General features: G+C 45.5%; 25 protein-coding genes. 22 read left to right on the top strand and 3 right to left on the bottom strand.

Going from position 1 to position 26,034, the window contains the following annotated elements:
* The first annotated feature begins 1 nt into the window (after window position 1).
* The 10 genes from essC (at window position 2) to J1C86_RS11080 (ending at window position 13,651) form a co-directional block, all read left to right on the top strand.
* Window positions 2-4,402 carry a type VII secretion protein EssC gene (gene essC, locus J1C86_RS11125; RefSeq protein ID WP_125407904.1) on the top strand — a complete coding sequence of 1,467 codons (4,401 nt, stop codon included), beginning with the start codon at window positions 2-4 and terminating at the stop codon, window positions 4,400-4,402.
* 18 nt (window positions 4,403-4,420) lie between these two features.
* Complete coding sequence (locus J1C86_RS11120; protein ID WP_125407902.1) at window positions 4,421-4,789, top strand: hypothetical protein; 369 nt, start codon at window positions 4,421-4,423, stop codon at window positions 4,787-4,789.
* A gap of 12 nt (window positions 4,790-4,801) precedes the next feature.
* Complete coding sequence (locus tag J1C86_RS11115) at window positions 4,802-6,931, top strand: hypothetical protein (RefSeq protein ID WP_125407900.1); 2,130 nt, start codon at window positions 4,802-4,804, stop codon at window positions 6,929-6,931.
* 10 nt (window positions 6,932-6,941) lie between these two features.
* Window positions 6,942-7,925 carry a hypothetical protein gene (locus J1C86_RS11110; RefSeq protein WP_125407898.1) on the top strand — a complete coding sequence of 328 codons (984 nt, stop codon included), beginning with the start codon at window positions 6,942-6,944 and terminating at the stop codon, window positions 7,923-7,925.
* Window positions 7,926-7,939: 14 nt separating this feature from the next.
* A complete protein-coding gene (locus J1C86_RS11105) occupies window positions 7,940-8,353 on the top strand; it encodes a hypothetical protein (protein ID WP_125407896.1) in 414 nt (137 codons plus the stop codon).
* A 168-nt stretch (window positions 8,354-8,521) separates the two neighbouring features.
* Window positions 8,522-8,734, top strand: a complete 213-nt coding sequence (locus tag J1C86_RS11100; RefSeq protein WP_002901839.1) for a hypothetical protein — start codon at window positions 8,522-8,524, stop codon at window positions 8,732-8,734.
* A 169-nt stretch (window positions 8,735-8,903) separates the two neighbouring features.
* On the top strand, window positions 8,904-10,658 hold the full coding sequence (gene aspS / locus J1C86_RS11095; RefSeq protein ID WP_125407894.1) for an aspartate--tRNA ligase: 1,755 nt from the start codon (window positions 8,904-8,906) through the stop codon (window positions 10,656-10,658).
* Complete coding sequence (locus J1C86_RS11090) at window positions 10,645-11,580, top strand: YitT family protein (RefSeq protein WP_011837659.1); 936 nt, start codon at window positions 10,645-10,647, stop codon at window positions 11,578-11,580. Before aspS ends, J1C86_RS11090 begins: the two co-directional genes overlap by 14 nt.
* 182 nt (window positions 11,581-11,762) lie before the next feature.
* Complete coding sequence (locus tag J1C86_RS11085) at window positions 11,763-13,040, top strand: MATE family efflux transporter (protein WP_125407892.1); 1,278 nt, start codon at window positions 11,763-11,765, stop codon at window positions 13,038-13,040.
* Entirely contained in the window at window positions 13,037-13,651 is a 615-nt protein-coding gene (locus J1C86_RS11080) for an HAD-IA family hydrolase (protein ID WP_125407890.1), read from the top strand. Before J1C86_RS11085 ends, J1C86_RS11080 begins: the two co-directional genes overlap by 4 nt.
* Before the next feature lie 47 nt (window positions 13,652-13,698).
* Here J1C86_RS11080 and J1C86_RS11075 read toward each other — a convergent pair whose 3' ends face one another.
* Window positions 13,699-14,175, bottom strand: a complete 477-nt coding sequence (locus tag J1C86_RS11075) for a YcxB family protein (RefSeq protein WP_125407888.1) — start codon at window positions 14,173-14,175, stop codon at window positions 13,699-13,701.
* A gap of 77 nt (window positions 14,176-14,252) precedes the next feature.
* Window positions 14,253-14,795, bottom strand: a complete 543-nt coding sequence (locus J1C86_RS11070; protein WP_125407886.1) for a histidine phosphatase family protein — start codon at window positions 14,793-14,795, stop codon at window positions 14,253-14,255.
* A 98-nt stretch (window positions 14,796-14,893) separates the two neighbouring features.
* On the opposite strand from J1C86_RS11070, the gene polA reads away from it, so the two are divergent.
* The 3 genes from polA (at window position 14,894) to J1C86_RS11055 (ending at window position 18,723) form a co-directional block, all read left to right on the top strand.
* Entirely contained in the window at window positions 14,894-17,536 is a 2,643-nt protein-coding gene (polA, locus tag J1C86_RS11065; protein ID WP_125407884.1) for a DNA polymerase I, read from the top strand.
* Window positions 17,537-17,804: 268 nt separating this feature from the next.
* Window positions 17,805-18,242 carry a CoA-binding protein gene (locus tag J1C86_RS11060; RefSeq protein ID WP_125407882.1) on the top strand — a complete coding sequence of 146 codons (438 nt, stop codon included), beginning with the start codon at window positions 17,805-17,807 and terminating at the stop codon, window positions 18,240-18,242.
* 1 nt (window position 18,243) lies between these two features.
* Window positions 18,244-18,723 carry a kinase gene (locus J1C86_RS11055; protein WP_125407880.1) on the top strand — a complete coding sequence of 160 codons (480 nt, stop codon included), beginning with the start codon at window positions 18,244-18,246 and terminating at the stop codon, window positions 18,721-18,723.
* Window positions 18,724-18,740: 17 nt separating this feature from the next.
* On the opposite strand, the gene J1C86_RS11050 is transcribed toward J1C86_RS11055, so the two are convergent.
* Window positions 18,741-19,616, bottom strand: coding sequence for a DUF975 family protein (locus J1C86_RS11050; RefSeq protein WP_125407878.1), 876 nt, complete (start codon window positions 19,614-19,616; stop codon window positions 18,741-18,743).
* 152 nt (window positions 19,617-19,768) lie between these two features.
* Here J1C86_RS11050 and tgt point away from each other — a divergent pair, with 152 nt between their 5' ends.
* From tgt to rpsS, 9 genes are all read left to right on the top strand, one after another.
* Complete coding sequence (gene tgt, locus J1C86_RS11045; RefSeq protein ID WP_002898736.1) at window positions 19,769-20,911, top strand: tRNA guanosine(34) transglycosylase Tgt; 1,143 nt, start codon at window positions 19,769-19,771, stop codon at window positions 20,909-20,911.
* Between the two features lie 25 nt (window positions 20,912-20,936).
* Window positions 20,937-21,575 (top strand): uridine kinase family protein, encoded by a 639-nt coding sequence (locus J1C86_RS11040; RefSeq protein ID WP_125407876.1) that lies wholly within the window; start codon window positions 20,937-20,939, stop codon window positions 21,573-21,575.
* A gap of 186 nt (window positions 21,576-21,761) precedes the next feature.
* Window positions 21,762-22,493, top strand: a complete 732-nt coding sequence (locus J1C86_RS11035) for a hypothetical protein (protein ID WP_125407874.1) — start codon at window positions 21,762-21,764, stop codon at window positions 22,491-22,493.
* 357 nt (window positions 22,494-22,850) lie between these two features.
* Window positions 22,851-23,159, top strand: a complete 309-nt coding sequence (gene rpsJ / locus J1C86_RS11030; protein ID WP_002894478.1) for a 30S ribosomal protein S10 — start codon at window positions 22,851-22,853, stop codon at window positions 23,157-23,159.
* Window positions 23,160-23,243: 84 nt separating this feature from the next.
* A complete protein-coding gene (rplC, locus tag J1C86_RS11025; RefSeq protein ID WP_002894479.1) occupies window positions 23,244-23,870 on the top strand; it encodes a 50S ribosomal protein L3 in 627 nt (208 codons plus the stop codon).
* A 24-nt stretch (window positions 23,871-23,894) separates the two neighbouring features.
* Complete coding sequence (gene rplD, locus J1C86_RS11020) at window positions 23,895-24,518, top strand: 50S ribosomal protein L4 (RefSeq protein ID WP_002894480.1); 624 nt, start codon at window positions 23,895-23,897, stop codon at window positions 24,516-24,518.
* On the top strand, window positions 24,518-24,814 hold the full coding sequence (locus J1C86_RS11015; RefSeq protein WP_002894481.1) for a 50S ribosomal protein L23: 297 nt from the start codon (window positions 24,518-24,520) through the stop codon (window positions 24,812-24,814). Before rplD ends, J1C86_RS11015 begins: the two co-directional genes overlap by 1 nt.
* A 17-nt stretch (window positions 24,815-24,831) precedes the next feature.
* On the top strand, window positions 24,832-25,665 hold the full coding sequence (gene rplB / locus J1C86_RS11010; RefSeq protein WP_002894482.1) for a 50S ribosomal protein L2: 834 nt from the start codon (window positions 24,832-24,834) through the stop codon (window positions 25,663-25,665).
* Between the two features lie 85 nt (window positions 25,666-25,750).
* Window positions 25,751-26,032: a 30S ribosomal protein S19 gene (gene rpsS / locus J1C86_RS11005; RefSeq protein ID WP_000533766.1), complete on the top strand. Its 282-nt coding sequence runs from the start codon at window positions 25,751-25,753 to the stop codon at window positions 26,030-26,032.
* Window positions 26,033-26,034 lie beyond the last annotated feature (2 nt).

Genomic DNA, 26,034 nt, shown 5'->3' with positions numbered 1-26,034 from the left:
TATGAGCAAGACAATCATCATCTATACAGACCATCTGCGCTATGAGCTGCAGCTGACAGAGGACAAGAAAGTTCTCTTAGCAGCGAGTGAGAAGGCCCAGCTTTACCTGCCTCATCAGGAGACTCCTATCCAGCTTCAGCTAGCTAAAGGGCAAGTCTTTTATCAGATGGGGGAAGAAACGGGTGTCGTAACTGACGGCCTGGCCTTGGATAATCTGACCTTGTATCAATCTGATTCAGAACCGGCCGTTTATGACCTGCTGGACAGAAAAGAGTTGCTCATCAGCGACCAGAAGGGGGCAGCCATCAGTCTGGAAGTGCCTTTGGAGTTGCTCTTGAAGCGAACAAATGATTCTTGGCTTTTGACCAAGATGCGAGGTCAAGTTTTTCTCAATCATGTTGAGTGGACGGGAGACCAAATCCAGCTGGAAGCCGGCGACGAGCTAAGCTTGGAGGGTATCTGCCTCAAGGTCTATCCAGAAGAAATCTGGGTGACGGGTCCAGCTAAGGTCAGCTCTAACCTGACCTTGCGAGGGGCTTCTCGCCATGGTTTCTATCCAGACTATCCAGACTATCACCGTTCACCGCGGATTATCTATCGGAGTTCAGAGGACAAGATTCAGATTGCTCCGCCAAGCAAGGAGCCTCAAAAGCCCAATGATGAGCTCTTGAGACTGATTGTGCCGCCGCTCCTTATGGTTGGGGTGACGGTGCTGATTACACTGGTTCAGCCGCGGGGGATTTATATCCTCGTTACAGTTACTATGTCAATCGCCAGTGCTATCTTTTCGGTGCGCGGTTTCTTCAAAAACCGCAAGAAGTTCAAGGAAGACAAGAAGGAACGCATCGATCTTTATCACCTCTATCTGAAAGACAAGGCTATTGAGCTGAACAAGCTGGAACGTGAGCAGCGTGATGGCATGCTCTACCATTTCCCAAACATTAACGAACTGACAGGTCTGGTGACAGACTACAGCCACCGCATCTACGAGAAGACACCGCTTCACTTTGACTTTCTTTACTATCGCTTGGGACTTGGCCAGGTGCCAACCTCCTATAAGCTGACCTACGGTCAAGAGGAGCGGAGCGGAAAGAAAGATGCGCTGGAAGAGGAGGGCTATGCTCTCTACACTCGGCATAAGAAAATCCCCGACCTTCCTATCGTGGCTAATCTTAGCCATGGACCGGTCGGCTATATCGGTCCGCGCAATCTTGTTCTGGAACAGCTCCAGCTCTTGGTCATGCAGCTGGCGGTCTTTCACTCCTACCACGATGTGCAGGTGATTACCATCATGCCAGAGGAGGAGCGCGACCAGTGGGATTGGCTGCGCTGGCTGCCGCATGCGACTCTGCAAGAGCTGAACGTCCGTGGCTTTGTCTATAACCAACGGACGCACGATCAGGTCCTAAACAGTCTCAACCAAATACTGAAACTGCGCAAGGCACAGAAGGAAGAAGCGACCCGGCAGGAGACGACACTCTACAGTCCTCACTATGTGGTATTGGTCACAGATGAAAAGCTGATTCTCGACCATATCATCATGGAGTTCTTCACAGAGGATCCAACACATCTAGGCTGCTCACTCATCTTCGTGCAGGATGTGATGAGCTCGCTGTCTGAGAATATCAAGACAGTTATCAATATCAAAGACCGCAACACTGGTCAGCTAGTCATGGAAGAGGGAATCCTCAGAGAGATTGACTTCCGCTTGGATCATTTCCCAGAAGGCTATGACAAGGAACGAATCGCTCGGACCTTGGCGCCACTCAATCACCTGCAGAATCTCAAGAGCTCAATCCCTGATACGGTGACCTTTATGGAGATGTATGGGGCAGAGACCTTCTCGGACCTGCAAGTCTTGCAAAAGTGGCAACAGAATGCGCCGTATAAGAGTTTGGCAGTACCTATCGGCCTGCGGGGCAAGGAAGACCTGGTCTACCTCAACCTGCATGAAAAAGCTCACGGACCACATGGGCTCATTGCCGGGACAACGGGATCTGGGAAGTCAGAGACCATCCAATCCTATATCCTGAGTCTGGCCGTCAACTTCCACCCGCACGATGTGGCCTTCCTGCTCATCGACTACAAGGGTGGAGGAATGGCCAATCTCTTCAAGAACCTGCCTCATCTCTTGGGAACCATTACCAACTTGGACGGGGCCCAATCTATGCGGGCGCTGGCTTCCATCAATGCGGAGATTCATCGCCGGGAGCGGCTCTTCAGAGAGTTTGAAGTCAATCATATCAACCAATATCAAAAGAAATTTAAGAACGGGGAAGCAACTGAACCCCTGCCCCATCTCTTCCTCATCTCGGATGAGTTCGCAGAGCTCAAGGTCAACCAGCCTGACTTTATCAAGGAGCTGGTATCCATCGCTCGGGTCGGACGTTCCCTTGGGGTCCACTTGATCCTGGCTACTCAGAAGCCCTCTGGGGTGGTGGATGACCAGATCTGGTCCAACTCCCGCTTTAAGCTGGCGCTCAAGGTGGCAGACCGGACAGACTCGATGGAAATGCTTAAGACGCCAGATGCGGCGGAGATTACCCAGACTGGCCGGGCCTATCTGCAGGTCGGCAATAATGAAGTCTATGAACTCTTCCAGTCAGCCTGGTCAGGGGCAGACTACCAGCCGGATAAGGATGAGCTGGGTATCGAAGACCATACCATCTACCTGATTAACGACCTAGGCCAATACGAAGTGCTCAATCAAGACCTGTCAGGTCTTGACTTAGCCGAGGATATCAAGGAAGTACCGACAGAGCTGGAGGCCATTGTCAGTCAGATCCAACTATTGACAGAGAGCCAGCAGATTCCTCCAGTACCACAGCCATGGCTGCCACCGCTTAAAGAGCGGATGACTCTGCAAGAGTTGGAACCGATCCAGCCGCAGGAAGCCTGGGAGCAAAAGAAGCCGGTCTCTGTCCTTCTGGGAATGGCGGATATCCCGCAGGCACAGAAGCAAGAGCCTGTCTCAGTCAACTTGTCCAAGGATGGGCATATCCTGCTCTACGGAAGTCCTGGTACGGGGAAGACAACCTTCCTGCAGAGTGCGGCCATGGACTTGGCTCGCAAGTTCAGTCCCAAAGATGTCATGCTCTACCTGATGGACTTCGGGACCAATGGTCTAGCACCGCTAGGCCAATTACCGCAGGTGGCTGATACTCTGCTTTTGGATCAGACGGAGAAGATTGCCAAGTTTGTACGAATCATGGAGCGAGAGCTCAACCGGCGTAAGAAGCTCTTGTCTGACTACGGTGTTGGGACCTTGGAACTCTACCGTCATGCTAGCGGTCAGCAAGAGCCGGCTATCGTCATCCTGCTGGACAGCTATGAGTCCGTGAAGGAAGAGGCCTATGAAGCGGATCTCTTCAAGCTCTTGGTGCGGATCTCTCGTGAAGGTCTCAGCATCGGCGTTCACCTCTTGGTGACAGCGGGCCGTCAGTCCAACCTTCGAGCGCAGTTCTACGCCAACTTCAAGCACCAGCTGAGTCTGCCACAGAATGATGTGGGAGAAGTTCGCTCGATTGTAGGCTCTACCCCGCTTGCGAAAATGATGGAAGACATCAAGGGCCGGGCACTTATGAAGCGTGATGAAGTCGATGTCATCCAGCTGGCTTTGCCAGTAGCGGGTGCTAATGATGCGCAAGTCCTTAACAACCTGCGTCAAGAAGTCGCTTCTCTCCAAGAAGCATGGACCGGACAGCGACCAAGTGCCATTCCGATGGTACCAGAGGAGCTGACGGAGGCGGACTTCTATAGCCGGGCTAGTGTCCAAGCAGCTTATAAGCAGGGCTTGGTACCACTAGGATTGGACATGGAGACGGTTGAACCAATTACTTGGAACCTATCCAAAGGCAATATTCTCTACTTGACAGACAAGGAAGAGCAGATGGGTGCCTTTACTGAGCAGATTGCACGAGGCAAGCAGAAGGTGATTGTGCTAGCGCCGAAGTATCACTCCATTCCAGAGATGGAGGGCGTCCTGCTAGTTAGCAGCGAGGAGGATCAAGTGGATATGATTCAAGCAGTAAAATCAAAAGTTACAGAGCGACTTGAAGCAGGCTCCAGAGAACATGTTGTGACAATTATTGTTTATAATCTATCTGAACTGGTTCAGACTTTAACGATTGATATGCAAGAACAACTTGAGTTTATTCTCGAAAAAGGATTAAAAGCTGGTTATGCATCAATAATCATGAGTTCTGCAAACCTCAGTCGTAATATTGACCCAGTATCTAGGATAGCGAAAAATTATAAACAGGCCTTACTTGCTATGAGAGTAAGTGACCAAAGTATCTTGACAGTTACTAATAGGATTGTTCGTGAGCCACAGTTGGAAGAGCAAGAACATTATTACATTGCAGATAATCAAGCAAATAAAGTAAAAGTAATCATGCAGTAAAAGAGAAAAGGAGAAAAAATGGGAACAGCAGCCATCGTTACAGGTGCAGCATCAATCGCAGGTTTACAAGCCGCTGTTGCACAGAATAATGCCAAAAAAGCGGAATTGGAAGCATTGTTGTCTTCCTTGAGAGCATTTGATGCGACTATAGAATATGTTTTAAAAAATCATAGTCATATCAAATGGACATACTTTTTAGCAGGTACCAAGTATGCGGAAGAGACTCAGGCAGAACAGGATTCAGTAAAAAATGAGCAGCGGAATCTAATGACACATGTTGATAATGCATGCGACGCTGTAGAAGCCGAGATAAAAAACGTTGAAGCTCGGATTTCAAGCTTAAACGCTTCTATTAAAGTGCTAGAAGCAAGTAAGAAAAAGAGATAAAGGAGCGGTAAAATGTCAGAAGTTATTAAGATTCATAATTTACCTGGACTGGCGAACTATGGGAAAGCTTTGAATGATTATGGTAATAATATTGAAGCTGCGGCAAAGGAAACGGAGCGGCAATTTTTGACAAAAACAGACGATTCTGTTTCAGATGCTGTCCTTGCCTTTTTTGAAGAACTAAATATCCTTCAAGCGCAAGTATTTTACCAAGCGCCGGCAGCAATAAAACAATATGGAAGTTATGTACAGTTTTTTGAAGATACGGTCACTGGACTGGGATTTGATATAAAGGCTTGGACTTGGGGCGAGGGGAAGGATACCGTTGTTCAAAAGCTAAAAGTGGAGCAGGTGGACAAAATCAAAGAAGTGATGGACGGGTTGCAGCCCCTGTTAGACAGTGCAACAGAAAAAGCCTCATTTCCAGCGGTGAATCTTGCTGCTCGTCACTTGGGAACTGCTCAGTCTAATTTGGACTCTCTAGCGGAAAATAGAACAGCAACTCATGTAGGTATTGAAGCGGCTCATAATTTATTTAATTCCAACTTGTCAGAAGTAATTGCAAACTTAGATGCTCTGACGACTGTCATTACTCATGCTAAAGCAGCAGTATTAGTTCCGCCAGCAACAATATTTAGAGCTATTCAGTCTGGAATGTTGACAAGGGAAACGATGTTTTATATTGAAAATATTGAAAACGTGACAGACGCAAAAGCGATTGACGCAGCATTGAGTGGTCATCCAGAGTTGCTTATACAAATGGATACAAATAGTATCTCTGAAGGGACCTATCCTTCTTTGGCTAGTATCATGTCAGACTGGTGGGAACGAGAAGACGTTGGAGTGTTAAATCGCTATCTAGACTCTTTCACTAATGTTGATTCTGTTAAAGTTGGGGATTTCTCTCAAAAAATGATGATAGGTGGCATGAAAGCTTCCTTAGTCCTTGAAGGGAAAATGCAGACGATGTTTTATGAGGGCAAAACTTTGGACTCTCCAGAGTTAACCGCCAAGCAGAAGCGTTTAGATGCTTTAAATGGTTTTAATGGATTGATGAAATCAGTTCAGATTTTAGAGGTTGGTGTTAGCAGAGAATCTCTAAAAAATCCAGGAAACGCTGAAGGACAAGAATACCGTTATAGATATCATAAGAGAAATCTAAGTCTGGCTTTTGATAATGGTCTTGGGAAGTTGACGTTAAAGACAATATCTTTTGATGCTATACAGCCTGTGAGTGATGCTCAACGAGACCGCACTTTTGATCTTGTTAAAAATGCACCTAAAGGTCCATTGCTGGGAATGTACAGAAAAGAAGAAACCTTTACTTCTGGTACAGAATCAGCTACGTTTGGAGTGAGAGGGATAGAATATAACGAAGCAATGCAAGCTTATGAAAAAGAACGCAAAGAAGCTACAAAGAAGTTTATTGCGAATATGGTTGTTATGACGACGGATGCCGTCACAACAATAATGGGGCCGGAGGCGTATCTGGCAAATAAAGTCTTCCAGTCAGTTGCTCGTTTAGAAGGTATTAAAGCAGCTCATAATAGCTATAGATTATATAAGCGAGTGGATGGATCAGATTCTTCAGCACTGAAAGAGAAAGTTAAAATGGGAGTGGCTGGTGCAGGGGCTGATAGTTTGAATGCTTTCTTTGATTGGAGGAAGAACCTTGACGAAATAGATGTCAAAGAAGAAACAGAAAAAAATAAGCGTCTTCAAGATTACACAAGTCAGGGGCAATCGTATCTTAAAAAAGGAGGGAATACCATCGATCATGATTCAACTATCTACCGGGATTTCAATGCTGGTTTACGACAGAGAGAACTAGATGAAAATGGCGTTACAGGTTTTATGAATTCTGGCTATTCTGGCTATGACGGAAACAAGGATGAAATACAACAAAAGATTGATACTAAAATTGACTCATATAATGCTGGTGTAAAGGAAGAAGATAAAATATCAGACCAAGTGAGAAAATATGCCAAGGGTGAGACAGTCTTTACTGAAGATGGGCAAAAGCTTACTTTGGAAAAGATGACTTCAAAACAGCTTAAACAGTTTGAGAATGTGATTGGAAATCTTGGAGATAACAGCACTAGTCACTTTGGTGAGTACTTGGATGAGACATTTGGTAAATAGGAGACCGATTATGAAATGGACTAAAACAAAAATAGTTATTACCTTGGGAGTAGTATTACTATCATCTTTGCTGGCTTGGATCCTCTACCTTTACTACAATGAACAATATTACGGACAGTTCTTTCAGTATTCGGGTAAAGCAAAGATTGATAATTATGAAATTATTGCGGATGGTGCAGGCGCTATTGTCCATTGGACTTCAATAACCCCAGAAGAAGATAAAAAGATGGCTGAGTTCGGTAGTCATTTTCGTGACAAAATTGACCAAAAAAGTTCTCGCTATATTCTGCGGCAGAACATTAAACTGAAAGAGCTTCCCTATCGTCTGATGGAAAGACCATCTGACGGTGCCTATTGGACTCTTAGTGTCTATCATATCAATGATAAAAAAATTGAAGAAGAAAAGGAGATAGATCTTTACAAAGTTGTAGAGAGTTACAATTCTAATTATTTACCAGCAGAACTAGGAGGAATTTACACTTGGCAAGGTCAAGACTATTTATGGATAGAAATACGAGATTTAGAGAATCCTCAAGAAACAAGACCGCTTTTCCTTAATCTAAAGAGTAGAAAATTGGAAGAAAACGAAATCTTAGCTCAAGATGACATGAGAAAACCTTTTATAAGGCTAGCGACTAATTGGGACCAAAAAGCAAGTGGCATTTATACCACTACTCCCGGTGGAGAAGTTCGAATAGATAAATCCGTTTTAGGACAGACTCAGTTTGATAGTAGTTCGAAGGCTTACAAGCTTTTAGAAAAAAAAGGAACGACTGTGTTTTTATTAAACTCGAAGAACAGTGCAGAAAGTTTTAGTCGGGAAGCAGCTGTCTATAGTCTACTTATGCCGGATACTGTGAATGTATATGAAGCTGTGACCATTCCTCCAGAGGTGTCTGTCGACAGTCAGGAGCATATCGTCAACTCTAAAGAAGAGTTTGACAGATACTATGATATTGAAAAGGCTAAAAAGCTGTATCATGAAACAGAGTAAGAAAGGAGAAAAATATGGCAGGTAACAAAGAGGGTGAAAAACGAATCAGCGCCCAAACGATTAAAGGTGTTGAAGCTTCCTTTAAAGCTTATACAGATACAATTCCAACAAGTACGGAAAACAGCTTGATTGAAGCACCAGTGACCGCAAATTTTCAGGCCGCAACGGAAAAAGTTAAAAGTTCAATGGAATCTTTGACAGAAACAGTGCAGTCTTTGGATGTTTACCTCAATAGTGTAGCGGACACATTTGTAGAGATGGATGCGGATATCGCGACAGGGATTGGAGAAAGATTAAATCAATCATTCAAACCGATTGGTAAAGATAAGATGTATGACAAGCCACCAATGGAACCCAGTGCTGGAAATGACGCGTCAAGTAAACCAAGCAAATATGATAATGCACTTCCTGGTGCTGATAAAAAATAAGCAGGAAAAGTCAAGATCAAATGACTTTGTGCTATTCCACCTGAATATCAATTCAGGTGGTTTTCTTTTGAAACCGTGTTTAGATGCTCTGCTATCGCTCAAAAAACAACAAACTTCCTCCCCCATACATCCCCCTTATGCTATAATAGTCTATAGAAAGTCGAGGGAATGATGAAGAAAATATTATTGGTGGTTGTGGTGCAGGGCTTGGCTATCTTTGTGATTACTGGTCTGCTTTGTTTATTTATGCGGGGGGATTTTTTCTTCCGTGCTTTGGCGCCGATTTTTGGTCTGGCAGCGGGAGGTTTTCGCTTCGTGACGGCCATGGTGACAAAAGCGTTTGCGCCTAGTCTTTATGAGGACAGCAAGAAAAAGGAATAATCTATAGAGTAGACAGTAGGTCTGGGGTCTTTGCCTCAGGCCTTTTGTCATAAATATTAGCATTAGTCATGTGAAGCTTTAATATTTTTCAGAAAAAGAACGGACAGAAGGGCTTTCTTAGGCGCTTTGTGGTAAAATAGTAACAGAATTAAAAATTTGGAGAGTAAAGATGAAACGTTCTATGTATGCTGGGCGTGTTCGCAAGGAGCATGTTGGTCAGGAAGTCACTTTGAAGGGCTGGGTAGCCCGCCGTCGGGATTTGGGCGGTCTGATTTTCATTGATTTGCGCGACCGCGAAGGCATTATGCAGCTGGTCATCAATCCTGAGACTGTGGCTGCTGAGGTCATGGCGACCGCAGAAAGTTTGCGCAGTGAGTATGTTCTGGAGGTGACAGGTAAGGTAGCTGCGCGTGAGCAGGCCAATGACAAGCTGGCGACAGGAAGCGTGGAGCTACATGTGGAAAGCCTGACTGTCTTAAATACAGCCAAGACGACGCCTTTTGAAATCAAAGACGGCATCGAGGTGAATGACGATACGCGTTTGCGCTACCGTTATCTGGACTTGCGCCGGCCAGAGATGCTGGAAAACTTCAAGCTCCGTGCCAAGGTGACTCACTCTATCCGCAATTATCTAGATGAGCTGGAGTTCCTTGATGTGGAAACGCCTTTCCTATCTAAGTCAACGCCGGAAGGAGCGCGTGATTACTTAGTGCCTAGCCGGGTTCATCAGGGGCATTTTTACGCTCTGCCACAGAGTCCGCAGATTACCAAGCAGCTCTTGATGAACGCTGGTTTTGACCGTTATTACCAGATTGTTAAATGCTTCCGTGACGAGGACTTGCGTGGTGACCGTCAGCCAGAGTTTACTCAGGTGGACTTGGAGACTTCTTTCTTGTCTGATCAGGAGATTCAGGACATTACAGAAGGCTTGATTGCTCGTGTCATGAAAGAGACCAAAGGTATTGATGTTTCTCTGCCTTTCCCTCGTATGAAGTATGATGATGCCATGGCTCTTTATGGGGTTGATAAGCCTGATACTCGTTTTGAGATGTTGTTGCAGGACTTGACAGAGCTTGTCAAGGGAGTTGACTTCAAGGTCTTTTCAGAAGCTCCAGCTGTCAAAGCTATCGTGGTGGAAAATGCTGCAGATAAATACTCTCGCAAGGATATAGACAAGCTGACAGAGCAAGCAAAACAGCATGGTGCTAAAGGTCTTGCTTGGGTGAAAGTAGCTGATGGTGAACTGTCTGGGCCAGTTGCTAAGTTCTTGACAGACTTGACAAGTCAGTTGACAGAAGCTTTACAGCTTGAAAATAATGACCTAGTTCTCTTTGTAGCTGATACTTTGGAAGTGGCAAACGCTGCTTTGGGAGCTCTTCGTGTACGCTTGGCCAAAGAGTTGGACTTGATTGACCCTGATACATTTAACTACCTTTGGGTGGTCGATTGGCCCATGTTTGAATGGTCAGAAGAAGAGGGCCGCTACATGAGTGCCCACCATCCTTTCACCCTGCCTCAGAAAGAGTCTGAGCAAGAGCTGGAAGGCGACCTGAGCAAGGTAAGGGCTGTGGCTTATGATATCGTCCTCAATGGTTATGAGTTAGGTGGCGGCAGTCTTCGGATCAACCAGAAAGACTTGCAGGAGCGGATGTTCAAGGCACTTGGCTTCTCAGCTCAAGAAGCTACCGAGCAGTTTGGCTTCCTTTTGGAGGCTATGGACTATGGTTTTCCACCGCATGGCGGCTTAGCTCTGGGCTTGGACCGCTTTGTGATGCTCTTGGCTGGTGAAGAAAATATCCGCGAAGTCATCGCCTTTCCGAAAAATAACAAGGCTTCTGATCCAATGACACAGGCACCTAGCCCAGTGTCGGTCGCTCAACTAGAGGAATTAAGTTTACAAGTGGAAGCACATGAAGAAGACTAATTTTTACAAACTCTTTCGCTATTATGTCCGCAGGTTTGCTTATAATTTTAAGATTTTGCGGTCTTTAAAGAGTATCTCGCGTGAGAAGTACGATGAGAAGATTTCTGCCTCGCTTGTCTATGCCTTTTTGTCGGCTGTTGCAGTTAATTTCTTCTTTCAGCCGGGGCATGTTTATTCCAGCGGGGCGACTGGTCTGGCGCAGGTTATTACTGCTCTCAGTACTCGCTTCTTTGGTTTTACCATTCCGGTTTCTGTGACTTTTTACGCTATCAATATTCCGCTGATGATCCTGGCTTGGTACCAGATTGGGCATAAGTTTACCATTTTCACCTTTATCACGGTTACGATGAGCTCGCTCTTTATCCAGTTTGTGCCAGAAGTGACCTTGACTGATAATCCTATTATCAACGCCCTTTTCGGCGGTGTGGTCATGGGAACGGGGATTGGCTTTGCCCTTAAGTCCAGCATTTCCAGCGGTGGGACTGATATTGTCAGTCTGACTGTTCGGAAAAAAACGGGCCGAAATGTCGGGAATATTTCCTTGATTGTTAATGGAATTATTATGCTGATTGCGGGTCTGACCTTTGGCTGGGAGTATGCGCTGTACTCCATGATTACTATTTTTGTGTCTAGCCGAGTGACGGATGCGGTCTTTACCAAGCAGAAGCGTATGCAAGCCATGATTATCACCAGCCATCCAGACAGAGTGATTGATAAGATTCACAACAAGCTGCATCGTGGGGCGACAGTTATTCATGGCGCCGAGGGAACTTATAATCATGAGAAAAAAGCTGTTCTGGTGACAGTTATCACCCGAGCTGAGTTTAATGAATTTAAGCAAATCATGAAGCATACAGATCCAGCTGCCTTCGTTTCCGTCGCAGATAATGTCCATATCTTGGGACTCTTTGTGGAGGAGTGAAGATATCCATTAAGTTTGGGAATGCGAAGTAGTATAGTGTGGGAGTTTGTGCTTAAAACGAGGTTTTGTGATAGGAGATTCATATGCGGTAGGACAATAGTCCCACCGCTTTCTATTCTCTATTGTGGAGGGTGGAAATCTCAAGTAAGAAAGGATATGCAAATGCAGGAGATTATCAGAAAATGACGACGTATAAAAAAATCATGAATATCGCCTTGCCGGCTATGGCGGAGAACTTTTTACAGATGCTCATGGGAATGGTCGACAGCTATCTGGTGGCCAGTCTTGGGCTGATTGCGATTTCTGGTGTCTCGGTGGCCGGCAACATCATTACGATTTATCAGGCAATTTTTATCGCGCTGGGGGCTGCTATTTCCAGTCTCATCTCCAAGACTCTGGCTCAGGGAGACAAAGAGCGTCTGGCCTATCATACAGCTGAGGCTATCAAGCTAACCTTGCTTCTGAGTCTTCTGTTGGGGCTGATTTCCCTGCTCTTTGGCAGGCAGATGCTGGATCTTCTAGGGACGGAAAAAGCGGTAGCTGAAGCAGGTGGTCTTTATCTGGCTCTGGTTGGTGGGACTATTGTTCTGCTAGGCTTGATGACTTCTTTTGGAGCTTTAGTGCGGGTCACACGCAATCCTAGATTTCCCATGTATGTCAGTCTTCTGACCAATGTCCTCAATGCTCTCTTTTCCGGTCTGGGGATTTACGTCTTTCGGCTTGGTATTGTCGGTGTAGCGCTGGGAACGGTGCTGGCTCGTTTGGTGGGTGTGCTGATTCTTTGGCGGGAGCTGGATTTGTCCACAATCCGCTGGCGCTGGGGCTTAGATGGAGAGCTCTTGCGCCTGTCTCTGCCAGCTGCTGGAGAGCGGCTCATGATGCGGGCGGGTGATGTAGTGATTATCGCCATTGTGGTCGTCTTTGGGACGGATGCAGTAGCGGGGAATGCCATCGGCGAAGTCCTGACTCAGTTTAACTATATGCCAATCTTCGGGGTCGCAACAGCAACAGTCATGCTGGTAGGCCATGCAGTAGGTGAGGGAGATATGAAAGAGGTCGGTCTGATTCGTCAGCGGACCTTCTGGCTGTCTTTTGCTTGCATGCTGCCCGTGGCTCTAGGAATTTTTGCTTTTGGTCGGCCACTGACCTTGCTCTATACGGACAATAGCGGAGCTATCACAGCCAGTCTTTCAGTCATGCTTTTCTCCCTGCTGGGAACTCCCATGGCAGTCGGAACCGTGATTTACACAGCTATCTGGCAGGGTCTGGGCAATTCCAGACTGCCCTTTTATGCCACGACTGTTGGCATGTGGCTGATTCGCATTATTGCCGGTTACTTGCTGGGTGTGACCTTTGGCTTGGGTCTGCCAGGGGTCTGGACTGGGATGCTCTTGGACAATGGCTTCCGCTGGCTATTTTTAAAGGTTTTATTTGACAGAAAAATGAGGGAATTCACATGACAAAAGCGTTTATTTGGGATTTGGACGGCACCTTGCTGGACTCCTACGATGCTATTTTGGCAGGAATTGAAGAAACCTATGCTCACTATGGTCTAGACTTCGACAGGGCGAGTATTCACAGCTATATCCTAAAGCACTCTGTCCAGAAACTCTTGGAAAAAGTGGCATCTGAGAAAGGGCTGGACGCTGCTGAGATGAATGCCTTCCGTGGGGCAAGCCTAAAGGAGAAAAATGCTCAGGTCCATCTGATGGAAGGAGCTGCGGAGATACTGGCCTGGGCTGAAGAGCAGGGCATTGCCCAGTTCGTCTATACCCATAAAGGAATCAATGCCCATCAAATTTTGCAAGACTTGGACATTCATGACTATTTTACAGAAATCATCACAACAGCCAACGGCTTTGAGCGCAAGCCCCACCCAGAAGGGGTTGACTATCTGCTCGAGAAATATGGTCTGGATAAGCAGAAGACCTACTATATCGGCGATCGGACGCTGGACGTGGATGTTGCAGTCAACAGTGGCATCCAGAGCATTAACTTCTGTGACTACCGACCGGAAATCAATCAGAAAATAGAGAAGTTGGTGGATATCAAGCAACTATTTACAAGATAAAAAGCAGACTAGAACTGATCTACTGTCAGTCTAGCCTGCTTTTTCTTTTACATATGCTCAATGTGAAGTTCTAGCAAGAACTCAAGAGCCTCGGGAGAACAGTTTTCTTTTTCAATTGCGAAACCAGTGCTCTCCCCTATCAAGATATAAAAATCTTGCTTTGTCATAATGATCTTGACAATATCATCATAGGTATAGCGAAATTCTCCGCGTTTACTCTGAGCTACAAAAGCCTCTCTGTCAAATATCAGAGTGACCTCCATGTTCTGAAATAAAGGATTTTTTTGATAGGCTCTCTTTATCTGATAATTCATGCCAAAATAGTACATAGAGGCGAAAATAGGGGGAAACAATATGACAGACATTATCTTTTCCTCTAATGGACTGAGCATTACGTAGGTGAACAGCCCGACTATCAGTATGATTATGTATAATACAAATCCTTTTCGTCGTATGAGAATAGCCCATGAAAATCTTTTATAAACTTCTTCAGTCAGAAGAGTTGTGATACGGATTGGAAACATCTTTTACCTCCAGTTTTTATATTATAACATATAAGAGCGATAAGATTTAGCCGAGCCTTGCTAGGCGATACCATCTTTTATGGGAGGTGAGTGATTCTTTCGTCTTTATCTAAAACTAGCACATCTGGCATGGAAAGATTATGCCAGAAGTTATAATCAATGCTGGAGTCGAATGCGCTTAGTAAAATGCAGATAAGGTTACCATGGGAGCTAATGATAATCTCTTTGTTTTGATGTTTGCTTTCCAGTTCTTGAAGAAGAGCTAAGGCTCGCTGTTGAGCTTGTTGATTAGACTCGCCACCAACAAATGAAAAAGTCGGCTGTGACCAAAGTTGCATGAGGGCTTCTTCAAAGTCTTGGTCGGCAATCGCTTGACTGCTTAGCTTTCGCTCTATTAGCCGTTTGTCGGTTTGAATAGCGAGTTTAAGGCTTTGAGCCAAAGGCTCGACCGTTTGAATGGCTCTGCAGTAGGGGCTAGAATAAATGGCGGTAATGAATTTGTCTGCTAAAAATTCAAGCTGTGCCAAGGATTCTCGCCCTTTGTCTGATAATGGTCGGTTGATTTCATCAGGTGTATAGTTAGAATGCGCATGACGGATAAAATAGTAGGTGTTGTTCATAAAATGATTATAGCAAAATTTAAATCTCCATTCATTTTCTACCTATTTTCCACGCCGCCTTTTCTGTCTTTGTCCGCCTTTCGTGTTATAATAAACCTATGGAAAAAAAGAATAAGTTATTATTAATTGACGGTTCGTCCGTTGCTTTTCGCGCTTTTTTTGCGCTTTATAATCAAATTGACCGTTTCAAGAGTCCATCGGGCCTGCATACCAATGCCATTTATGGCTTCCACCTCATGCTCAATCATCTCTTGGAGCGCGTGCAGCCGACTCATGTCCTGGTAGCTTTTGATGCCGGTAAGACGACCTTTCGGACCGAGATGTACGCCGACTATAAGGCTGGCCGGGCCAAGACACCGGATGAATTTCGTGAGCAACTGCCCTTTATCCGAGAAATGCTGCAGCACCTAGGCATTCACTTCTATGACTTGGCTCAATACGAGGCGGATGACATCATCGGAACCTTGGACAAGATGGCTGAAAAGACAGCTGTGCCTTATGATGTGACCATTGTCAGTGGCGATAAAGACTTGATTCAGCTGACGGATGATAATACCGTGGTGGAGATCTCTAAGAAAGGCGTGGCCGAGTTTGAGGAATTTACCCCAGCCTACCTCATGGAGAAGATGGGCATCACGCCAGAGCAGTTCATTGACCTTAAGGCGCTGATGGGCGACCAGTCGGATAACATCCCCGGCGTGACCAAGATCGGCGAGAAGACTGGTCTCAAGCTCCTTTTGGAGTATGGCTCTTTGGAAAATCTCTATGAAAACATCGACCAGCTCAAGGCTTCCAAGATGAAGGAAAATCTGATCAAAGACAAGGACAAGGCTTTCTTATCTAAAACTCTAGCTACCATCAATACTCAGGCTCCGATTGAAATCGGGCTGGATGATTTGGTTTACAACGGTCCGCAGGTAGAGGCTCTGAGCAAGTTCTATGACGAGATGGGCTTCAAGCAGCTTAAGGCTCAGCTAGGAACTGGTCAAGAGCCGGTAGAAGTCAAACCAATTGAATTTACTAAAGTGACTGAGGTGACAGCGGATATGCTGGCACCAGAGCAATTCTTCTATTTTGAAATCTTGGGTGACAACTACCACAAGGAAGAGATTGTCGGCCTTGCTTGGGGAGATAGTCGTCAGATTTATGTCGGCTCCAGCGATTTACTACAGCAACCTCTCTTTCAGGAGTTTTTGACAAAAACAGCTCTGAAAACCTACGACCTCAAGCGGACCAAGGTACTGCTCAGTCATTACGGCATTGAACTACCAGCAGCCTCCTTTGATGCGCGCCTAGCCAAGTATCTGCTTTCGACGGTCGAGGATAATGAGCTGGCGACTATTGCTCGCCTCTACGGCCAAACAATCCTGCCGACTGATGACGAGGTGTATGGCAAGGGGGCCAAGCGTGCTCTGCCGGAGCAAGAGCAACTCTTTGAGCATCTAGCCCGTAAGATCCAAGTGCTGCTGGAAACAGAAGAACCTATGCAAGAACAGCTTCGCGCCCACGATCAGCTGGATTTGTTGCTTGAAATGGAGCAACCGCTGGCCTTTGTCCTAGCTAAGATGGAGATTGCGGGGATTAAGGTTGAGCGGGAAACCCTGCAGGGCATGCAGGCGGAAAATGAAAAGACGCTGGAAAGTCTGACTCAGGAGATTTATGATCTGGCTGGTCAGGAGTTTAATATTAACTCGCCGAAACAGTTGGGAACCATTCTCTTTGAGGATATGGGGTTGCCGCTGGAGTACACCAAAAAGACCAAGACGGGTTACTCGACAGCGGTTGATGTGCTGGAGCGCCTAGCTCCCATTGCACCGATTGTGTCTAATATTCTGGAATACCGTCAAATCAGCAAGCTCCAGTCCACTTATATCATCGGACTGCAGGAGGCCATTGCTGCTGACGGCAAGATTCACACTCGCTATGTTCAGGATTTGACTCAGACGGGCCGCCTATCCTCGGTTGACCCGAACCTGCAGAACATCCCCGTTCGTTTGGAGCAGGGGCGCCTCATTCGCAAGGCCTTTGTGCCAGAGTGGGCAGACAGTGTACTACTCAGCTCGGATTATTCCCAGATTGAGCTGCGGGTGCTGGCTCACATTTCTCAGGACGAGCATTTGATTGCTGCCTTTCAGCATGGAGAAGACATTCACACGGCTACAGCCATGCGGGTCTTTGGTATTGAAAAGGCAGAGGATGTGACGCCTAATGACCGTCGCAATGCCAAGGCCGTCAACTTTGGAGTGGTCTATGGCATTTCCGACTTTGGCCTAGCCAATAATCTGGGCATTTCCCGTAAGGCTGCTAAAGACTATATTCAGACTTATTTTGAGCGTTTCCCAGGCATCAAGAATTATATGGAAACTATCGTTCGCGAAGCGCGTGATAAAGGCTATGTAGAGACCATTTACCATCGTCGTCGTTCTTTGCCGGACATCAATTCCCGCAACTTTAACATCCGAAATTTTGCGGAGCGCACAGCCATTAACAGCCCGATCCAAGGATCGGCCGCAGACATTCTCAAAGTCGCTATGATTAATCTGGACCGAGCTCTGACAGAGAAGAATTTTAAATCTCGCATGCTCTTGCAGGTTCACGATGAAATCGTACTGGAAGTGCCAAACGGCGAGTTAACAGCCGTCCGCCAACTAGTCAAAGAAACCATGGAGGCTGCGATTGAGCTGGCCGTTCCACTAGTGGCTGATGAAAATGCCGGCCAAACTTGGTACGAGGCGAAGTAAGATACAAAGAGCGTCAAAACCGACTGAAAATTAGGCAGCCGGACGAAGGAGCGATGCTCCTAGAACGGATGATCTATTTTCCAAGGTTTTAGCTCGTGTTCAGTTTAAGATATCGAGGGCGTAAAACACAAAGTGAAAATAGAAAGCTGACACAGCTTTCAATGAATGCGAGGAAGCTTGTCTTTTTCACACGGTACTTAGACTAGATTCTGTTAAAACATGAATACTACAAAACTATCCAGCTTTATTATGAATGAGGAGGAAGCACATGACTTATCATTTTCAAAATCCCAGCGATGCCATCGTCAAGCATTATCTGAAAAACAGCAAGGTAATTGCTGTTGTTGGCTTGTCTGACCGCGAAGAAACGACCAGCAACCGTGTGTCCAAGGAGATGCAGGAGCGAGGTTATCGCATTATCCCAGTTAATCCGCGGGCAGCGGGCAGTCAGATTTTTGGTGAGACTGTTTATGCCAGTCTTAAAGACATTCCTTTCCCGGTGGATATTGTCGATGTATACCGTCGCAGTGAGTTTTTGCCAGATGTGGCACTGGATTTTCTGCAGTCGGATGCCAAGATTTTCTGGGCTCAGTTGGGCTTGGAGAGCGAGGAGGCTGAGCAGATTTTGCGGACAGCCGGTCGGGATGATATTGTCATGGATCGCTGCATTAAGCGCGAGCATACACGCTTGATTCTGGGCGAATAAGATGGCCAAGTTAGTTATCATTCGTGGAAATTCCGGCTCTGGCAAGTCTAGCCTGGCCAGAAAACTGCAGACTCACTACGGCCGAGGGACTCTCTTGATATCGCAGGATACGGTTAGACGGGACATGCTCAAGGAAAAAGTCGAGCCTGGAAATTTGTCTATTGACCTGACGGAGACACTGGCTCGCTTTGGCTACGAGCATGATTTGCTGGTTCTGGTAGAAGGATTTTATGAGACAGACATTTACGGACAGATGCTAGAGCGGCTGAAAAAACTTTTTGCTCCACAGGTCTTTGCTTACTACTATGACCTATCCTTTGAAGAAACAGTCCGCCGCCATCAGACTAGAGCGAAGCAAGAAGAATTTACCCCAGCCGACATGAAGCGCTGGTGGAAAGACCGAGACTTCTTGGGCTGGGAAGAGGAAGCCTTTGACAAAATCTGCGCCACCCTTGACAAGACAGTCTATAATAGCAAATAAAAAAACAACTCACAAGCTTAGGACAAGGAGTCCTGTGCCTGTGGGTTGTTTTCAGGTGAGATTGCTTTTTCTTTTTTCAATTCCTCGTAAAAGAGAATGTAAGCAGTCGCCGTATAAGGGAGAACTATACAATTCAGCAAACCGTAAGTTAATCTGGCCAATAAATTCCAGCCGATGAAGCTCAGATTAAGCATAAAAAGCTTTCCTTTATAGCCTTTCATTAGCTTCCGGCTTTGACGGATAGCATAGAAAGGTCCCTGGTAACTCCCAGCCTCAAGCTGGTCATAGAGGATGAACTCTGCTTGAGCATAAGCATAGTACTGAGGGATGGCAATACCTAAGCCAGTGAATATCAAGAGGGTTCCCAGTAACATACCAGGGGTGTATTGAAGAATCTGCTGGCCTGCAGCACTTTGAGCCGTCACTACTGTATGGGCTGGGATTTTTTCAGAAATAGAGAGAATTTTATAAGCATTAAAGATTGCTAGGAGACTCCCGCAGAACATAGGAATATTCCAAAGGAAAATCAGCAGTTGTTTGAGCAAAATCGTCTTGAAGACAGGTGTAAAATTCTTGCTCGTGAAAAGCTGGCCAATATCTGAAAAGCTAACGTCATCCTTTGTATTATGAAGGACCTTTATCATGGTATAGCTGGCAGAAAGCAGCAGGAGAGTCGTGATAAACTGGATGGTCGTCGGGAAAAGATTTTTACTAATGAGAAGATAGATGGCCTGGCTAAAAGTTAGGCTGGGAATGGAATCTCTTAGATTATCATTAAGGGAAAGTAAGATGCTGAGGATGCTGACAAGAGTTGGGGCCGCAAACAAAAGAAAAATCCCTCTCGTTTGGCTGCGGACGGTACGAGCCTGAGCTCTGATGTTACTTAGATTCATAATTCCTCCATTTGGATTTGTCTGTTACATTATATCATACCCCGTGACAGATAGAAGTTTTTTTGGTAAAATCATACGGTATCTTATGAGCCCTTGCTGCTCATTATATAGAAGAAAAATCGCTGGGACTGTTTTTCCCAGCAGGAGGAAACATGTCAACATCACCGATTCAGTATCGTTTGATCAAAAAAGAAAAGCACACAGGTGCTCGTTTGGGAGAAATTATCACGCCTCACGGGACTTTTCCAACACCTATGTTTATGCCGGTTGGAACCCAGGCGACGGTCAAGACCCAGTCACCTGAAGAGCTCAAGCAAATGGGTTCAGGTATCATCTTGTCCAATACTTACCACCTCTGGCTGCGGCCAGGCGATGAACTGATTGCCCGTGCAGGTGGCCTGCACAAGTTCATGAACTGGGACCAGCCTATTCTGACGGATAGCGGAGGTTTTCAGGTCTATTCTCTAGCTGACAGCCGCAATATCACAGAAGAAGGAGTAACCTTTAAGAACCACCTCAATGGTTCCAAAATGTTCCTGTCGCCAGAAAAGGCCATCTCCATCCAGAACAATCTAGGCAGTGACATTATGATGTCCTTTGATGAATGCCCGCAGTTCTACCAGCCTTATGATTATGTCAAGAAGTCCATTGAGCGGACTAGCCGTTGGGCAGAGCGTGGACTCAAGGCCCACAGCCGTCCACACGACCAAGGTCTCTTTGGGATTGTTCAGGGTGCTGGCTTTGAAGATTTGCGTCGTCAGTCTGCTCAAGACTTGGTCAGCATGGATTTTCCGGGCTACTCTATTGGAGGACTGGCTGTTGGAGAGTCTCACGAAGAGATGAATGCTGTGCTGGACTTCACAACGCCTATGCTGCCTGAAAACAAGCCTCGCTATCTCATGGGAGTTGGAGCGCCAGATAGCTTGATTGACGGGGTTATCCGTGGTGTGGATATGTTTGACTGCGTCCTGCCGACTCGGATTGCCCGAAACGGTACCTGTATGACCAGCGAAGGGCGTCTGGTTGTTAAAAACGCTCAGTTTGAGGAAGATTTCACGCCGTTGGACCATGACTGCGACTGCTACACTTGCAGCAACTACACGCGGGCTTATATCCGCCACTTGCTCAAAGCGGATGAAACCTTTGGCATCCGCCTGACCAGCTATCACAACCTCTACTTCTTGGTAAACCTTATGAAGAAGGTCCGCCAAGCTATCATGGATGACAACTTGCTGGAATTCCGTGAAGACTTTATTGAGCGCTACGGCTACAATAAATCCAGCCGAAATTTCTAAGAATCTCCATTTGAAAGGAGAAGCTATGTCTGATGAAGAGAAATTGCTGAAAAGATTGACAGCGTATCTGTCAGGCGACCAAAACCATACCCTGCGTATTTACGGTCACGGTGCTTCGGGGAAGTCAACTTTTGCTCGAAAACTCCAGCTAGCCTTGGGTGAGGACCGAGCCAATCTGTTGGAAACAGATCCTTATGTAATTACTGGAGAGTATCGAGATTTGCTCAGTTCCAAAGATTTTCCTCATCAAAAAGTCACAGCCTGCCTCCCAGCCGTTCATGAACTCGGGAGTCTGGAGCGAGATATTTGTGCCTTGCAGTCTGGTCTGGATATTCTGACCATTGGCACAGCTTGGTCGCCTAGCTTGCGATTATCAGCCCAAAAGCCTATTCTGATAGTAGAAGGTATGTCGGCTGCCTTTTTGCCTGAAAGTTTGTTTGATTTGTCGCTTTGCTTTTACACGGACGATCAGACTGAGTTAGAACGACGCTTGGCACGGGATGTGGCTGTGCGAGAGCGCAGGCCAGAGTGGATAGAGCAGACGCATCTGGCTCGACGAGAGCAATATAGGCACTTTTATCAACCCTATCTAGCAGTTGCAGACCTTGTCATCTGCCAGTCGGGCAATAGCTTTCGCATTGAAAAGAACAGTCCCTTGTTATAAAACAAAGTAGCCAAGGGTAAATTTTCGTTTCTAATCTCACTGATGTGCGTCAGTGAGATTTTTCTTTTTCTTTCTATTCAGGGCAGAGTCTATATGGTAAAATAGATAGAGTGTTTTGTTATTTTGCCAGAAACATCATTTTTTTGAGTTAATTACGTTGAATATATAAAAATCAAGGAGTATAACATGAAAAGAATAAGTGCAAAGGCTATTTTGGCAACTGCTCTAGTTTTGATTCTGCAAGGTTGCAGTCAGCAAAAGGCAGTAGAAAAGCCTAAAACTTCTGCTAGCCAAAGCCAATCTGTATCATCTAGCCAAGCTAGTTCTTCTAGTGAAGCAAGCTCTTCCAGCAGCCAAGAAAAACCGGTAAAGTCTGATGAGGAATCTTACCAAAAGGTTTTTGAAGACTATCGTTTGCTTTTGTCGAGCAACAGCTCTGATACTCAAGTGGCAGAAAATCTTCGAAATCAGCTGCACTTCCCTCTAGAATACTGGACGGTAGATAATATATTAGCGCAGCCAGATGCTCTTGCCTATAGTTTTCACGACCTCAATGGTGATGGGCAAAAGGAGCTCTTGGTTGGAGCTAAGTTTGGAGAAAAACCTTACCACTTAGTATCTCTTTATTACCTCAAAAGTCAGGAGCCAGCCTTGTTGGGAGAGTCGCATGCAGCTAGTGTCGGAGGTTCTAGGGTAACTCTCTTTGTTTACCGAGATGGCCGTGTCTTAAGCTCTCACTGGCATTCCGGAAGCGGAAACGGTCAAGCAACTCTATATCAGCTGTCTAACCAGAATCAGGAACTCGAAACCCTTCAGCAAATTGATTTCACAAAGACTGCCGATGCTGGGGAAAGCCAATTTGGTCTTAGCCAAGCTGACCGTTTAGATATGGATAGTTTAACTTGGAAGAAATTCTAAGAGAAATCAATCTGGAATAAAATCTATAAAGTTGCTTTCAAAGCAGCTTTTTTCTATATCTTAACCGTGATTACTTCCATTATAAGCTGAACTTTTCGAGTTGAATTGAAGAACAAAGTATAGTTATTAATAAAGAAAACTCTTTCATAAAAAATTATCCTAAAAATCTTTAAAAAATTACTCAAATCCCTTGCAATGACTGGTTCTTTGTGTTAAGATACTATGGTGCTGTAAAAATACAGTGTGTAGCTTTGATGCAAGAGGTTGCGACACGCTCGGTTGCATTGCCACGCAATCGCCTGTCGGTTTTCTTGTGGAGCTAGCCTATTATCTTAAATAGACGAAAAGGAGAAAAAGATGGCAAACAAAAAAATCCGCATCCGTTTGAAAGCTTACGAACATCGTACACTTGACACAGCGGCTGCAAAAATCGTAGAAACTGCTACTCGTACTGGTGCTGAAGTTGCGGGTCCAATCCCACTTCCAACTGAGCGCAGCCTCTACACAATCATTCGTGCGACTCACAAATACAAAGACTCTCGCGAACAATTTGAAATGCGTACTCACAAACGCTTGATCGATATCATCAACCCAACTCAAAAAACAGTTGACGCTTTGATGAAATTGGATCTTCCAAGTGGTGTGAACGTAGAGATTAAACTTTAATCTAAAGTTTGATCTAAACCAGAGCATGAAAAACGCTCGTTAAAAACTTTTTGAAAAAAATTATAGAAAAGGAAACATTTTCTCATGACAAAAGGAATCTTAGGGAAAAAAGTGGGAATGACTCAAATCTTCACTGAAGCTGGCGAATTAATCCCTGTAACTGTTGTTGAAGCAGCTCCAAACGTTGTTCTTCAAGTTAAAACAGTTGAAACAGATGGTTACAACGCAGTTCAAGTTGGTTTTGATGACCTTCGTGACGTATTGAGCAACAAACCTGCCAAAGGCCATGTAGCGAAAGCTAACACAGCTCCTAAGCGCTTCATTCGTGAATTCAAAAACATTGAAGGCTTGGAAGTAGGAGCAGAAATCACTGTCGATACATTCGAAGCTGGTGATGTTGTTGATGTAACAGGAACCTCAAAAGGTAAAGGTTTCCAAGGTGTTATCAAGCGCCACGGCCAATCTCGTGGTCCAATGGCTCACGGTTCACGCTACCACCGTCGTCCTGGTTCAATGGGACCAGTTGCGCCAAACCGCGTGTTCAAAAACAAACGCTTGGCTGGACGTATGGGTGGCAACCGTGTAACGATTCAAAACCTTGAAATCGTACAGGTTGTTCCAGAGAAGAACGTTATCCTGATTAAAGGTAACGTACCAGGTGCTAAGAAATCTCTTATCACTATCAAGTCAGCAGTTAAAGCTGGTAAATAATAAAGAAAGGGGAAATCAGTCACAATGGCAAACGTAAAATTATTTGACCAAACTGGTAAAGAAGCTGGTGAAGTAGTTCTGAACGATGCGGTCTTTGGTATTGAACCAAATGAATCAGTTGTCTTTGATGTTATCATCAGCCAACGCGCTAGCCTTCGTCAAGGAACTCACGCTGTTAAAAACCGTTCTGCAGTATCAGGCGGCGGACGCAAACCATGGCGTCAAAAAGGAACTGGACGTGCTCGTCAAGGTTCTATCCGCTCTCCACAATGGCGTGGTGGTGGTATCGTATTCGGTCCAACTCCTCGTTCATATGCTTACAAACTTCCACGTAAAGTTCGTAGATTGGCATTGAAATCAGTTTACTCTGAAAAAGTTGCTGAAAACAAATTCGTAGCTGTAGACAGCCTTTCATTTACAGCTCCAAAAACTGCTGAGTTTGCAAAAGTGCTTGCTGCACTGAGCATCGATACGAAAGTCCTTGTTATCCTTGAAGAAGGAAACGAATTCGCTGCACTTTCAGCTCGCAACCTTCCAAACGTGAAAGTTGCAACTGCAACAACTGCAAGCGTTCTGGACATCGTAAACAGCGATAAACTTCTGGTTACTCAGGCAGCTATCTCTAAAATTGAGGAGGTTCTTGCATAATGAATTTGTACGACGTAATCAAAAAACCTGTTATCACTGAAGGCTCAATGGCTCAGTACGAAGCAGGCAAATACGTATTTGAAGTGGACACTCGCGCTCACAAGCTCTTGATCAAGCAAGCTGTTGAAGCTGCTTTTGAAGGAGTTAAGGTTGCTAACGTTAACACTATCAATGTAAAACCAAAAGCAAAACGCGTTGGACGTTACACTGGTTTTACAAACAAAACTAAAAAAGCTATCGTAACACTGACAGCTGATTCTAAAGCAATCGAGTTGTTCGGTGCAGAAGAAGAATAATCTAAGGAGGAAATATCGTGGGAATTCGTGTTTATAAACCAACAACAAACGGTCGCCGTAATATGACTTCTTTGGATTTCGCTGAAATCACTACCAGCACTCCAGAAAAATCTTTGCTTGTTTCTTTGAAGAGCAAGGCTGGTCGTAATAACAACGGTCGCATCACTGTTCGTCACCAAGGTGGCGGTCACAAGCGTCACTACCGTTTGATTGACTTCAAGCGTAACAAAGACGCTGTTGAAGCAGTTGTAAAAACAATTGAGTATGATCCAAATCGTTCAGCAAACATCGCTTTGGTTCACTACACTGACGGTGTGAAGGCTTATATCATCGCTCCTAAAGGTCTTGAAGTTGGTCAACGTATCGTTTCAGGTCCTGAAGCAGATATCAAAGTCGGAAACGCTCTTCCGCTTGCTAACATCCCAGTTGGTACTTTGGTTCACAACATTGAGTTGAAACCAGGCCGCGGTGGAGAATTGGTTCGTGCTGCTGGAGCTTCTGCTCAAGTATTGGGTCAAGAAGGTAAGTACACTCTTGTTCGTCTTCAATCAGGCGAAGTTCGTATGATTCTTGGTACTTGCCGCGCTACAGTTGGTGTTGTCGGAAACGAACAACATGGACTTGTAAACCTTGGTAAAGCAGGACGTAGCCGTTGGAAAGGTATCCGCCCAACAGTTCGCGGTTCTGTAATGAACCCTAACGATCACCCACACGGTGGTGGTGAAGGTAAAGCACCAGTTGGTCGTAAAGCGCCATCTACTCCATGGGGCAAACCTGCTCTTGGACTTAAAACTCGTAATAAAAAAGCGAAATCTGACAAACTTATCGTTCGTCGTCGCAACGAGAAATAATTTAAAACAATCTATCCGCCAGCTCGGTAGCGCTGCTTAGTCAGCGCAGGCCGCTGTGGTACTTATTTAAAGGAGAAAATATAAAATGGGACGCAGTCTTAAAAAAGGACCTTTCGTCGATGAGCATCTGATGAAGAAAGTTGAAGCTCAAGCTAACGACGAAAAGAAAAAAGTCATCAAAACTTGGTCACGTCGTTCAACGATCTTCCCAAGTTTCATTGGTTACACAATCGCAGTTTATGACGGACGTAAACACGTGCCTGTTTACATCCAGGAAGACATGGTAGGTCACAAGCTTGGTGAATTTGCGCCAACTCGTACTTACAAGGGTCACGCTGCAGACGACAAGAAAACACGTAGAAAATAAGG

It is taken from the genome of Streptococcus sanguinis, from assembly GCF_050220005.1.
GTDB classification, from domain to species: domain Bacteria; phylum Bacillota; class Bacilli; order Lactobacillales; family Streptococcaceae; genus Streptococcus; species Streptococcus sanguinis_Z.
The sequence above is the reverse complement of the archived record's forward strand: the minus strand, read 5'-3'. Positions and strand labels throughout refer to the sequence as shown.